Source organism: Cobetia sp. PS-4MA (assembly GCF_057670765.1).
In genome coordinates, this window is the sequence record NZ_CM173107.1 from 154919 (window position 1) to 167334 (window position 12416).

At 61.6% G+C, this 12416-nt stretch carries 11 protein-coding genes and 2 tRNA genes; 11 read left to right on the forward strand and 2 right to left on the reverse strand.

All coding sequences use genetic code 11. From position 1 onward, the window contains the following. The first annotated feature begins 157 nt into the window (after positions 1-157). The 11 genes from tpiA to pnp all read left to right on the forward strand — a co-directional run bounded on the left by tpiA (position 158) and on the right by pnp (position 10408). A complete protein-coding gene (tpiA, locus tag AC26AR_RS00720; RefSeq protein WP_488107388.1) occupies positions 158-904 on the forward strand; it encodes a triose-phosphate isomerase in 747 nt (248 codons plus the stop codon). Positions 905-909: 5 nt separating this feature from the next. Further along, the gene (secG, locus tag AC26AR_RS00725; RefSeq protein ID WP_077379488.1) at positions 910-1296 is read left to right on the forward strand and encodes a preprotein translocase subunit SecG; all 387 of its coding nucleotides are present in this window, start codon (positions 910-912) and stop codon (positions 1294-1296) included. 63 nt (positions 1297-1359) lie between these two features. Then, a tRNA-Leu gene (locus AC26AR_RS00730) sits at positions 1360-1446 on the forward strand. A gap of 103 nt (positions 1447-1549) precedes the next feature. Then, positions 1550-1626: transfer RNA gene (locus AC26AR_RS00735), tRNA-Met, on the forward strand. Positions 1627-1749: 123 nt separating this feature from the next. Then, entirely contained in the window at positions 1750-2208 is a 459-nt protein-coding gene (rimP, locus tag AC26AR_RS00740; protein ID WP_077379486.1) for a ribosome maturation factor RimP, read from the forward strand. A gap of 76 nt (positions 2209-2284) precedes the next feature. After that, positions 2285-3778, forward strand: coding sequence for a transcription termination factor NusA (nusA, locus tag AC26AR_RS00745; RefSeq protein WP_077379484.1), 1494 nt, complete (start codon positions 2285-2287; stop codon positions 3776-3778). A 28-nt stretch (positions 3779-3806) separates the two neighbouring features. After that, positions 3807-6257, forward strand: coding sequence for a translation initiation factor IF-2 (infB, locus tag AC26AR_RS00750; RefSeq protein WP_077379481.1), 2451 nt, complete (start codon positions 3807-3809; stop codon positions 6255-6257). A gap of 27 nt (positions 6258-6284) precedes the next feature. After that, complete coding sequence (rbfA, locus tag AC26AR_RS00755; protein WP_065392581.1) at positions 6285-6710, forward strand: 30S ribosome-binding factor RbfA; 426 nt, start codon at positions 6285-6287, stop codon at positions 6708-6710. Further along, positions 6710-7639 (forward strand): tRNA pseudouridine(55) synthase TruB, encoded by a 930-nt coding sequence (truB, locus tag AC26AR_RS00760; RefSeq protein ID WP_077379479.1) that lies wholly within the window; start codon positions 6710-6712, stop codon positions 7637-7639. The genes rbfA and truB overlap by 1 nt, the downstream gene beginning before the upstream one ends. Before the next feature lie 98 nt (positions 7640-7737). Next, a complete protein-coding gene (rpsO, locus tag AC26AR_RS00765; RefSeq protein WP_065392421.1) occupies positions 7738-8007 on the forward strand; it encodes a 30S ribosomal protein S15 in 270 nt (89 codons plus the stop codon). Between the two features lie 247 nt (positions 8008-8254). Beyond that, positions 8255-10408: a polyribonucleotide nucleotidyltransferase gene (gene pnp / locus AC26AR_RS00770; protein ID WP_488107389.1), complete on the forward strand. Its 2154-nt coding sequence runs from the start codon at positions 8255-8257 to the stop codon at positions 10406-10408. Positions 10409-10521: 113 nt separating this feature from the next. Here the strand turns inward: pnp and AC26AR_RS00775 are convergent, their stop codons facing one another. Both AC26AR_RS00775 and panD read right to left on the reverse strand, forming a co-directional pair. After that, entirely contained in the window at positions 10522-11703 is a 1182-nt protein-coding gene (locus tag AC26AR_RS00775) for an acetyl-CoA C-acetyltransferase (protein WP_191236462.1), read from the reverse strand. Positions 11704-11982: 279 nt separating this feature from the next. Continuing rightward, the gene (gene panD, locus AC26AR_RS00780) at positions 11983-12363 is read right to left on the reverse strand and encodes an aspartate 1-decarboxylase (RefSeq protein ID WP_077379473.1); all 381 of its coding nucleotides are present in this window, start codon (positions 12361-12363) and stop codon (positions 11983-11985) included. Positions 12364-12416: the final 53 nt, after the last annotated feature.

Here is a 12416-nt window from a genome sequence, read left to right on the forward strand (position 1 = left end):
CAGAATCGACGACAGGCGCCCAGTGCGCCTGTCGTCGATTCTGAGCGTCATGAAAGGCCCGATCGAGCGTGCCTGCAGGGCTTGACAGTTCGCGATGAGGTTGTCAGTCAGGGGCCGCTCCATTACCATCTTCGCACTGCTCATAAGGGAGAAGCACATGCGTACACCGCTGATTGCCGGTAACTGGAAGATGAATGGCGATCTTGCCCTGATCGACGAGTTCGCCGACGCACTGGAGGCCGCAGCGCTGCCCCAGGGGGTTCAGGTGGCGTTGGCATTGCCTTTCCCTTATCTGAGCGCTGCGCGCGAGCGGCTGCCGGCGACGGTCCTGCTGGGCGCCCAGACGTTGAACCCGGCGGAATCAGGCGCCTTCACCGGTGAGGTGGCAGGCAGCATGCTCAAGGATGTGGGCATGACGCTGGTGCTGGTCGGGCACTCCGAGCGTCGCAGCCTGTATGGCGAGGACGATGCTGCCGTGCTTGCACGAGTCAATGCGGCTCTCGCGTCAGGCCTCTCGCCGGTGCTGTGCATCGGTGAGACGCTGGAAGAGCGTGAAGCCGGTGAGTCGGAGCGTGTCGTGCTGGGTCAGCTGGAGGCCGTGTTCTCCGAGCTGTCCGCTGAGGCGCGTACCCGTCTTGTCGTGGCCTATGAGCCGGTCTGGGCGATCGGTACCGGCCGCACGGCATCGCCTGAGCAGGCGCAAGCCATGCACGCCGCTATCCGTGCACGCCTGGGCGAGTGGTCCGCGTCTCTCGCGGATGCCATGCAATTGCTGTACGGCGGTAGCATGAAAGCTGCCAATGCCGCCGAGCTGCTCGCGCAGCCGGATATCGACGGCGGCCTGGTGGGAGGTGCTTCTCTCCAGGTCGACGAATTCCTAGCCATTTGCCAGTCTGCAGGTTGAATCTCATGCAAGTAGCCGTTCTGATGGTCCATGTGGTACTCGCGGTCGCACTGATCGTGCTCGTCCTTCTCCAGCAGGGCAAGGGTGCCGAAGCTGGCGCTGCCTTCGGTGGTGGTGGTGCTTCCCAGACCGTTTTCGGGTCCAGCGGTAGTGGCAACTTCCTCGCGCGCTTCACCGGCGTGCTGGCAGCAGGCTTCTTCGCGACGTCCCTGACCCTGGCCTGGTTCGCCTCCAATGCCAACCAGACCTCCGTGGAAGCGGGCATCCCGAATGCCACTGTGATCGAGCAGCAGAAAAATTCACTGCCATCACTTGACGACTCCAGTGAAAGTGTGGAGAATACGTCGCCAGTGCTCGAGGAAAGCGGCAACGCAGACCAACCAGTACTCTAAGGAATTCAAGGCATTATCGTTTGAATTCTTCCGGGTAACGTCTCAGGCGATACCCGCCCCCGTGCCGAAGTGGTGGAATTGGTAGACACGCTATCTTGAGGGGGTAGTGACCTTATGGTCGTGGGGGTTCAAGTCCCCCCTTCGGCACCATCCTGTTAGATCGATTGGCAGTCTGGACGCAACTCTGCCACCTTTGAAAGACGTCATTCCTTGACCTCCTTTTACGGTGACATTACCATCGTCCGACTATTGTTGCGGGGTGGAGCAGTCTGGTAGCTCGTCGGGCTCATAACCCGAAGGTCATCGGTTCAAATCCGGTCCCCGCTACCAAGTTTCTTGAAAGGCCCCTTCCTATGAAGGGGCTTTTTGTTAGCACCAGTGCCAATCAGCCACCTAGCTCTCCTCTCTACTCCCGGTCAGGTGCCTGATGCAACTGCTGTAGGAGCCTCGTCTGTGTCAACCAAGGACGCTACGCTTAAAGCGCTTATCGATCCCGTCGTTTCTGCTCTGGGCTTCGAGCTCTGGGGTATCGACTATCTCTCCCAAGGCAAGCAGTCCCGTCTGGTGATCTATATCGACCATTCCGATGGCATTTCCGTGGATGACTGCGCAAGCGTCAGTCGTCAGGTCGGTGCCGTGCTGGATGTCGAGGACCCCATCACGGGCCAGTTCCAGCTTGAAGTTTCATCCCCAGGCATGGATCGTCCGCTGTTCACGCTTGATCAGTACGAGCGCTACATCGGTCATGTGGTGGCACTGCGACTGCGTCAGGCCTTCGATGGCCAGCGCAAGTACCAGGGGCTGGTGACTGGCACCGAAGACGGTGATGTCGTGATCCGGGTCGACGAAGAAGAATACTGCTTTCCGATCGAAAGCATCGACCAGGCACGCATTGTGCCGCAGTTCAAATAACTGACGTTGTCGGCACATTGCTCGCTTGGCGAGCTCGAGTCGATGCGCAAGGACAGGTTTCTGGCGAGGCAAAGTCATGAGCAAAGAGATTCTGCTGGTCGTTGACGCCATCTCCAATGAGAAGGGCGTCCCGCGGGATGTGATTTTCGAGGCCGTCGAGGCGGCACTGGCTTCGGCTTCACGCAAGCGTTTCGATCAGGAAGAGGCGGATATCCGCGTCAAGATCGATCGTGTCACCGGTGATTATGCGACCTTCCGTCGCTGGACCGTCGTGGAAGACGACGAGTTCGAGACGCCGGACTACGAGATCAAGGCCAGCATCGCCGAACAGCGCGAAGAGCCGCTGGCGCTGGGCGCCGTGGTCGAGCAGCAGATCGAGTCCGAAGCCTTCGGTCGTATCGCTGCCCAGACGGCCAAGCAGGTCATCGTGCAGAAGGTGCGCGAAGCCGAGCGTGCAGAAGTCGTTCGCCTGTACGCGGAGCGTGAAGGCGAGCTGGTCGCGGGGATCGTCAAGAAAACGACACGTGACGGCCTGATCATCGACCTGGGCGACAACGCCGAAGGCTTCCTGCCGCGCGGCGAGATGATCCATGGCGAGCGTTACCGCTTGAACGAGCGAGTACGCGCATTGCTCTGGAAGGTTGATACCGAGGCGCGTGGATCCCAGTTGATACTCTCGCGGACGCGTCCGGAGCTGATCATCGAACTGTTCAAGATCGAGGTGCCGGAAATCGCCGAGCAGCTGATCGAGATCAAGGGCGCGGCTCGCGATCCGGGCTCGCGGGCCAAGATTGCGGTCAAGAGCAATGACAAGCGCATCGACCCGATCGGTGCCTGTGTCGGCATGCGCGGCTCGCGTGTGCAGGCCGTGTCAAACGAACTGCGTAATGAACGCGTGGATATCATCCTGTGGGATGACAATCCTGCCCAGTTGGTCATCAACGCCATGGCACCGGCCGATGTCGGCTCCATTCTGGTCGACGAAGACACCCATTCCATGGATGTCGCTGTCGCCGCGGACAATCTGGCACAGGCCATTGGTCGTAGCGGTCAGAACGTGCGCCTGGCCAGTGAGCTGACAGGTTGGTCGCTCAATGTCATGACCGAGGCGGAAGCCGAGGGCAAGCGCGAGCAGGAAATCGACAGCTTTGTCGAATATTTCATCACTCATCTCGAGATTGAAGAGGATCTAGCCCGTGTCCTGGTGGACGAGGGCTTCACCTCACTCGAGGAAATCGCCTATGTCCCGCTCGAGGAAATGCTCGAGGTCGAGGGCTTTGACCAGGATCTGGTCGAGGAGCTGCGCGCTCGGGCCAAGGATGAACTGCTGAATCTCGCCATCGCCACTGAAGAGCAGCTGGACGGCGCACAGCCGGCCGAAGATCTGCTTAACATGGAAGGCATGGAGAGTCATCTGGCATACATCCTGGCCAGCAAGGGTATCGTCACCATGGAAGACCTTGCCGAGCAGGCCATCGATGATCTGAAAGACATCGAAGGCGTCGACGAAGAGCGAGCAGCGGCGTTGATCATGACCGCCCGCGCGCCCTGGTTCGCAAGCGAACAGTAACTAGGTCACGGGCTCAGGAGGGTCGTACATGTCAGAAATGACAGTCAAAGAATTCGCCAAGAAGGTGGGCCGCGAGTCAGCCCGCCTACTGGAACAGATGCACGAAGCTGGTTTGAAGCACAAGTCAGAGAACGACGCCGTGTCCGAGGTCGACAAGCAGAAGCTGCTTGACCACCTCACCAAGAGCCACGGCGGTGGTGCTGCCCCGGCAGCGCCGAAGAACCGCATTACCCTGACCCGCAAGACCAAGTCACGCATCAACACTGGCGGCGGTCGCGGCAAGTCCATCGAGGTGCAGGTCCGCAAGAAGCGTACCTACGTCAAGGATGGTGAAGAGCAGGCTGCAGATGCGCCGGCGACTGAGGCACAGGCTGCCAAGGCGCCTGCCGCCGAGAAGCCGGCTGCTGCCCCGCAGCGTGATGAGCGTCGTGGCAACGACAACCGTCGCGAAGAGCGTCCGCGTCAGAGTGCTCCGGCCGCTGCCGCTGCACCGGTCGCGGATGCTGCGCCGGAAGTCAATGCGCCGCCGAAGGAGCCGCGTGGTGATGCACCGCGTCGCGCCAAGGCTGCGCCGCGTGATGAATCACGTGATCGCCGTGAGGCCCGTGAAGATCGCAGCGAGCGCAAGCGTGGCGGGGCCAAGAAGGTCAAGCGCGCAGAGCGTCGCGGCGGTCGTCGTGGTGGTCGCGATACCAATCGCCAGCCGCCGAAGCCGGTCCAGACCTTCGTGCGTGAAGTCTCCATCCCCGAGTCCATCTCGGTGGCAGACCTCGCCGACAAGATGGCCGTCAAGGCGTCTGAAGTGATCAAGGCCATGTTCAACATGGGCGCTGCGGTCACCATCAACCAGACGATCGATCAGGAAACCGCGACCATCGTGGTCGAGGAAATGGGTCACACGCCCAAGCTGATCAAGGATGACGCGCTCGAGACAGCCGTTCTCGAGGGTATCTCCTACGAGGGTGAGCAGATCACTCGCGCGCCGGTCGTCACTGTCATGGGTCACGTTGACCACGGCAAGACCTCGCTGCTGGATTACATCCGCCGTACCAAGGTGGCCACAGGTGAAGCGGGTGGTATCACCCAGCACATCGGTGCCTACCACGTCGAGCACGACAACGGCGATGTGACCTTCCTGGATACTCCGGGCCACGCGGCGTTCACCGCCATGCGTGCTCGTGGTGCCAAGGCGACTGACGTGGTCATCCTGGTGGTGGCTGCCGATGACGGCGTGATGCCGCAGACCATCGAGGCTGTCGAGCACTCCAAGGCCGCGGGTGTCCCGCTGGTCGTGGCAGTGAACAAGATCGACAAGGAAGGCGCTGATCCGGACCGCGTGAAGAATGAGCTGTCCCAGCACGGCGTCATCTCCGAGGAATGGGGTGGTGATACCCAGTTCGTCCACGTTTCCGCCAAGACTGGCGAAAACATCGACGCGCTGCTGGAAGCCGTCCTGCTGGTCTCCGAAGTGCTCGAGCTTCAGGCCGTGCCGTCCGCGCCGGGTAAAGGCGTCGTGGTCGAGTCGCGTCTCGACAAGGGCCGTGGCCCGGTCGCGACCGTGCTGGTCCAGAACGGTACCCTGAAGAAGGGCGACATCGTCCTCGCTGGCCTGCACTACGGCCGCGTGCGTGCGCTGATCAACGAAGTCGGCAAGCAGGTCGATTCCGCGGGTCCGGCCATGCCGGTCGAGATCCAGGGCCTGGGTGGCACGCCGGAAGCCGGTGAAGAGTTCACCGTGGTCCCGGACGAGAAGAAGGCGCGTGAAGTCGCCAACTTCCGCCAGGGCAAGTACCGCGAGGTGCGTCTGGCGCGTCAGCAGAAGGCCAAGCTGGAGAACATGTTCTCCCAGATGGGTCAGGAAGAAGTCGCCAAGGTCAACGTCGTCCTCAAGGCCGACGTGCAGGGGTCTCTGGAAGCCATCCGTGGCGCTCTGGAAGAGCTCTCCACCGACGAAGTCAAGGTGGCCGTGGTCTCTTCCGGCGTCGGCGGCATCACCGGCACCGATGCCAACCTGGCACTCGCTTCCGAAGCGATCCTGGTCGGCTTCAACGTCCGTGCTGACGCTTCCGCCCGTGAGATCGTCGAGCGTGAAGGCCTGGATCTGCGCTACTACAGCGTCATCTACCAGCTGATCGACGAGGTCAAGCTGGCCATGAGCGGCATGCTGGCACCGGAATTCCGCGAGCAGATCGTGGGTGTGGCCGAAGTGCGCGATGTCTTCAAGGCACCGAAGATTGGCGCCATCGCCGGTTGTATGGTCGTCGAAGGCACCATGTACCGCTCCAAGCGCATCCGCGTGCTGCGTGACAACGTGGTCATCTACGAAGGCGAGCTGGAATCCCTGCGTCGCTTCAAGGATGACGTCAACGAAGTCCGCAACGGCATGGAATGTGGTATCGGCGTCAAGAACTACAACGACGTGCAGGTGGGCGACAAGATCGAGGTGTTCGACCAGATTCAGGTCGAGCGTAGCCTCTGATAGCGCCCCTGCGAGGAGAGATCACGGATGCGTGAATACAGCCGTACTGACCGCGTGGCGGACCAGATCCAGCAGGAGCTCGCGCTGTTGATTCAGCGCGAGGTCAAGGACCCGCGCCTTGGCATGCTGACGGTCAGCGCCGCCAAGGTCAGCCGCGACCTGTCCTACTCCGATGTCTACGTGACCCTGCTGGGTGACGACAGTCCGGAACGCATCAAGGAAAATCTTGCCGTGCTCAAGCGCGCGGCAGGTTTCCTGCGCTCCCAGCTGGCGCGCACCATTCAGCTGCGTCACGTGCCGGAACTGCGCTTTCATTACGATGAGAGCGTCGTTCGTGGCCATCACCTGTCTTCACTGATCAATACGGCGGTCGCTGATGACCGCAAGCGCAGTGCAGAACGTGGTGATGATGACAGCGAAGACGGTGCCCCGGGCACCACGCCGGACGCCTGATGGGCCGTCGTCGTCGCGGCCTGCCGATTGACGGCGTACTGTTGCTGGACAAGCCCAAGGGCATGTCCAGCAACTACGCGCTTCAGAAGGCACGCCGCCTCTACCAGGCACAGAAGGCAGGGCATACCGGCACGCTCGATCCGATGGCAACCGGCTTGCTGCCGGTCTGCTTCGGTGAGGCCACCAAGTTCTCCTCGCATCTGCTCGAGGCGGACAAGGTCTATCGGGCACGGATCAAGTTTGGCCAGGTCACCGACACCGGTGATGCGGAAGGCGAGATACTGCGTGAGCGGGAGATTCCCGAGCTTGCGGAGTCCGAGCTGGAAGCGGTGCTGGACCGGTTCCGTGGCGAGATAGATCAGGTGCCGCCGATGTACTCCGCGCTCAAGCACCAGGGACGTCCGCTCTATGAGCTGGCGCGCCAGGGAATTGAAATCGAGCGTGCAGTCCGTCGCGTTACCATCTACAATATGGCGCTTCTTGCACGGCACTCCGATGGTATCGAGATCGAAGTGGCGGTCAGCAAGGGCACCTACATACGCAGTCTGGCCGAGGATATCGGCGAGGCGCTGGGCTGTGGAGCCCACCTCACGGCACTGCGTCGTCTCAAGACAGGCCCGTTCACGGGTGATGCCATGCTGGATTTCGAGCGCCTCGAGGCGCTGGCAGATCAGCAGGCACGTGAAGGCGTTCTGTTGCCTGTCGACATCCTGCTCGATCATCTTCCACGTCTCGACATCACTGCCGAGATGGCTCGGAAGATATTGCGTGGTCAACAGGCTGAAACGACGACAGGGTCGCTGGAAGTGGACTCCCTGGCTCGTGTGTATCAGGACCAGCAGTTGCTCGGGCTGGTCCGGATTGCGGCGGAGGGCATCATCGCTCCTCGCCGACTGCTCAGCTCCGCTGTCGAGGCGGCGGCTGGGTGAGCTGATTGCGGCCTGGCCGCAAGCCGCATGAAGACTGCAAATATGCGTGGTCTTCGACATTTCTTATCTACCAAGCATATTGCTTACTGGAGAGACAGATGGCACTTACCGCTGAGAAGAAGGCTGAGATCGTTAGCGAATTCGGCCGTGGCGAGAACGACACCGGTTCCCCGGAAGTTCAGGTTGCACTGCTGAGCGCCAACATTGATGGCCTGCAGGGCCACTTCAAGGCCAACAAGCAGGATCACCACTCCCGTCGTGGTCTGATCCGCATGGTCAACCAGCGCCGCAAGCTGCTTGACTACCTCAAGCGCAAGGATTTCGAGCGTTACACCGCTCTGATCCAGCGTCTGGGTCTGCGTCGCTAATCAGCGATGTTGCCGCCATGCATTCCGGTGCATGGCGGGCCCCCGGTGGGCACAGGAAAACCGACACTGCCTGCGGGCGGTGTCGGTTTTTTTGTGCCTGATACCGTGGGGAGAAGCGGGCGGGCAATCGCCTCCCGATCCGGCTGCAGCCCGCATGCTGCGTGAGACTCACTCGCTTTTCATTGTCTGCGCCGCGCATTACCATGAGCGCCGGACATCGACGACATCAGACTAAAGGACATGCGCCGTGAACCCGGTTACGCACAGCTTCCAGTACGGTAATGACACCATCACGCTCGAGACCGGTCGCATCGCGCGTCAGGCCACCGGCAGCGTGATGGTGACCATGGGCAATACCTCGGTGTTGTGCACGGTAGTGGCCAGCAAGTCCGCCAAGCCTGGACAGTCCTTCTTCCCGTTGTCGGTGCATTATCAGGAGCGCTCCTACGCGGTCGGCCGCATCCCCGGCAGTTTCTTCAAGCGTGAAGGGCGCCCGACGGAAAAGGAAACGCTGATCTCACGGCTGATTGATCGTCCGATCCGACCGCTGTTCCCGAAAGGCTTCATGAATGAGGTGCAGGTGGTCTGCACGGTGATGTCGGCAGAGCGCAATGTCGATCCGGATATCGCGGCGCTCATCGGTACCTCGGCGGCGCTCAGCATCTCGGGTGTGCCCTTTGCCGGCCCCGTGGGAGCGGCGCGTGTCGGCTTCAGTGAGCAGCGGGGCTACTTCCTGAATCCCGGCTACAGCGAGCTTGCCCACTCCGAGCTGGACATGGTGGTGGCAGGTACCGAGCAGGCAGTGCTGATGGTCGAGTCCCAGGCGCAGGAACTCCTGGAAGACGAGATGCTGGGCGCGGTGCTCTACGGTCATCATGAGATGCAGAAGGTGATCACGGCGATCGAGATGTTTGCTGCCAAGGTCAATCGTCCCCAGTGGTCCTGGGTCGCCCAGACGCACGATAGCGTGTTGATGGAGGCGCTGGCGCGTGAGGTGGGCGAGGAGATCGGTGAGGCCTACCGTCTGCATGACAAGATGGAGCGTCAGGATGCGCTGGCATCACTCAAGGCTCGGGCGATTCAGGCGCTGGAGACGGAAGGGGATGCACGCTTCGAGGCAAGTGCGGTGGCCAGTGCCTTCGCTGCACTGGAGAAGCGCATCGTCCGTCAGCGCGTGATTGCCGGTGAGCCGCGCATCGATGGTCGTGATGCACGCACCGTGCGTCCGCTGGACATCGCTGTTGGCGTCCTGCCCAAGGCCCACGGCTCTGCGCTGTTCACGCGCGGCGAGACACAGGCCATGGTGACGGCAACATTGGGCACCACACGTGACGCCCAGCTGGTGGAGGGACTGTCAGGTGAGAAGCATGATCGCTTCATGCTGCACTACAACTTCCCGCCTTACTGTGTCGGCGAGACGGGCTTCATCGGTTCTCCCAAGCGTCGCGAGATCGGTCATGGGCGTCTGGCGCGACGTGGGATCGAGTCGATGTTGCCTACCGTCGAGGACTTCCCCTACGCGATCCGTGTCGTCTCCGAGATCACCGAGTCCAATGGTTCAAGTTCCATGGCGTCCGTGTGTGGTGCGTCGCTGGCATTGATGGATGCCGGGGTACCGCTCAAGGCGCCGGTGGCGGGGATTGCCATGGGGCTGGTCAAGGACGCCGACGGCGTGGCCGTGCTGACCGATATTCTCGGGGATGAAGACCACCTGGGGGATATGGACTTCAAGGTCGCGGGGACGGCAGAGGGCGTCACGGCATTGCAGATGGACATCAAGATCGAGGGGATCGATGAGGCCATCATGGAGCAGGCGCTGGAGCAGGCCCTTGAGGCGCGCCTGACCATTCTCGAGCAGATGAACGCTGTCTTGAAGGGTAGCCGCGAAGAGGTGTCCGACAACGCCCCGGCGATGCTGTCGCTGAAGATCGCGCCGAACAAGGTCCGTGACGTGATCGGCAAGGGTGGCTCGACCATTCGCAAGATCTGTGAAGAGACCGGTGCCAATGTCGATCTCGACGATGACGGCAGCGTGCGTATCTATGCCGAGCACAAGGCCCAGGCCCAGGCGGCCGCTCACTATGTCGAGGGCATCATCGCCGAGGCGGAGATCGGCAAGCTGTACGCCGGCAAGGTCGCTCGCATCGCCGATTTCGGGGCCTTCATCACCTTCATGCCGGGCACCGATGGCCTGCTGCATATCTCCCAGATCGTCGAGGAGCGCGTCAATGACGTGCGCGATTATCTCAATGAAGGCGATGAGGTCGTGGTCAAGGTGCTCGACATCGACAACCGCAATCGCGTCAAGCTGTCGCTGAAGGAGATCAGCGAGGAAGAGAAGGCGGCTTTCGTGGCACGCCAGGCAGCCGAGAAGCTCACTGAGGCGGCAGACGGCCAGTAAGGCCGCCATCGCCCTCAGCCCAATGAAAAGCCCCCGCCAGCAGGACTGGCGGGGGCTTTCTTGTCTCCTGGTGCCCGTGATCGCGGGGGCAGCGGGAGATCATCCGTGAGCGATCAGCTGCGCTCGATGGCCAGTGCGACACCCTGGCCGCCGCCGATGCACAGGGTCGCCAGACCCTTCTTGGCATCGCGGGCGATCATCTCGTGTACCAGCGTGACCAGTACACGGCAGCCGGATGCCCCGATCGGGTGGCCCAGCGCGATGGCACCGCCATTGACGTTGACCTTGTCGACATCCCAGCCCAGCTCCTTGTTGACGGAGAGCGCCTGGGCGGCGAAGGCTTCGTTGGCTTCGACGAGATCGAGATCTTCCAGGCTCCAGCCGGCCTTCTTGAGGCACAGGCGGGTGGCGGGAGCCGGCCCGATGCCCATGATCTTCGGGTCGACACCGGCGTTGGAGTACGCCTTGATGGTCGCCAGCGGCGTCAGGCCAAGTTCGCGGGCCTTGTCGGCGGAACATAGCATGACCACGGCGGCACCATCATTGAGCGCCGAGGCGTTGCCTGCGGTGACGGTACCATCCTTCTTGAAGGCTGGACGCATGCCGGCAAGTTTCTCGGCAGTGGTGCCGGCACGCGGGTTCTCGTCGGTGTCGAAGACGACCGGGTCGCCCTTGCGCTGCGGAATCTCGACTGGAACGATCTGGCTCTTGAAGCGGCCCGCCTCGATGGCCTCGCAGGCCTTCTGCTGGGATGCGGCAGCGAAGGCATCCTGCGCTTCGCGGGTGATCTCGTACTTCTCTGCCAGGTTCTCGGCGGTGATGCCCATGTGGATATCATTGAAGGCATCCCAAAGTCCGTCGTGGACCATGGTGTCGATCGCCTTCCAGTCGCCCATGCGCTTGCCATTGCGGGAGTTGGGCAGCACATGAGGAGACAGTGACATGTTCTCCTGACCGCCGGCCAGAATCAGCTGGGCATCGCCACAGCGGATGGCCTGGGTGGCCAGATGCAGTGCCTTCAGGCCAGAGCCACAGACCTTGTTGATGGTCATCGCTGGCACGCCTTCCGGCAAGCCTGCCTTGATGACGGTCTGACGAGCCGGATTCTGGCCGCAGCCTGCCGTCAGCACCTGGCCGAGCAGAACTTCGTCGACCTGATCACCGCTCACCCCTGTGCTGGCGAGGATATCCTTGATGACATGTGCCCCGAGGTCAGCGGCGGAAATGCCGGCGAGGCTGCCACCGAAGGCACCTACGGCGGTACGACGAGCTGCTACGATCACCACATCTTGCATCTGAACGCTCCTGTTCTCTCGCGAGACTGTCTGAGTCAAAGACGCTGCGCCCTGCACTGTCGAATCGGGTAGAGGGCTTGCAGCCTTGCTGATGCGAGATTCCAGCATAAGGCAGTGTTGTGCAATGCGGCAATCGTCAAAGCGTCGTGGGTCTGTCAGCCATTTGCCATACGTGCTCCGGGGGGCGCCCCTTTGCGTGGCCATCAACGACGACGCCAGCTCCGCTTTCGCGGGGCTGGCGTCGTCGTTGCGTGTTTCATTGCCGTGGGAGGACGGCGATCAGGCCATCTGCACCGGAATGGCGTTGGCCGTGTGGCTGACCTCATTGCCTTCCATTAGATAGACCATGGAGGGCTTGTGGGCCTCCAGCTCGCTCTCGGCATAGTTGGCGAAGGCGCAGATGATCACGCGGTCACCGACGTCGGCCTGGTGGGCCGCGGCACCATTCACCGAGATGATCTTCGAACCTTCTTCACCGCGGATGGCATAGGTGGTGAAACGCTTGCCATTGTCCACGTTGTAGATCTGGATCTGTTCGTACTCACGGATGCCTGCCATGTCGAGCAGGTCACCATCGATGGCGCAGGAGCCTTCGTAATTGAGAACGGCATGGGTCACGCGGGCCATGTGCAGCTTGGCCTTGAGCATGATGGCTTGCATCGGGATATCTCCGGTTGAGCGCCGCCGGGCGCAGGAGGCCTTGATGACCGGAA

What these genes read in the sequence shown, in the direction of transcription:
- tpiA (WP_488107388.1), top strand. Translation starts at nt 158, where the DNA reads ATGCGTACACCGCTGATTGCCGGTAACTGGAAGATGAATGGCGATCTT.
- secG (WP_077379488.1), top strand. Translation starts at nt 910, where the DNA reads ATGCAAGTAGCCGTTCTGATGGTCCATGTGGTACTCGCGGTCGCACTG.
- nusA (WP_077379484.1), top strand. Translation starts at nt 2,285, where the DNA reads ATGAGCAAAGAGATTCTGCTGGTCGTTGACGCCATCTCCAATGAGAAG.
- infB (WP_077379481.1), top strand. Translation starts at nt 3,807, where the DNA reads ATGTCAGAAATGACAGTCAAAGAATTCGCCAAGAAGGTGGGCCGCGAG.
- rbfA (WP_065392581.1), top strand. Translation starts at nt 6,285, where the DNA reads ATGCGTGAATACAGCCGTACTGACCGCGTGGCGGACCAGATCCAGCAG.
- truB (WP_077379479.1), top strand. Translation starts at nt 6,710, where the DNA reads ATGGGCCGTCGTCGTCGCGGCCTGCCGATTGACGGCGTACTGTTGCTG.
- rpsO (WP_065392421.1), top strand. Translation starts at nt 7,738, where the DNA reads ATGGCACTTACCGCTGAGAAGAAGGCTGAGATCGTTAGCGAATTCGGC.
- AC26AR_RS00775 (WP_191236462.1), bottom strand. Translation starts at nt 11,703, where the DNA reads ATGCAAGATGTGGTGATCGTAGCAGCTCGTCGTACCGCCGTAGGTGCC.
- panD (WP_077379473.1), bottom strand. Translation starts at nt 12,363, where the DNA reads ATGCAAGCCATCATGCTCAAGGCCAAGCTGCACATGGCCCGCGTGACC.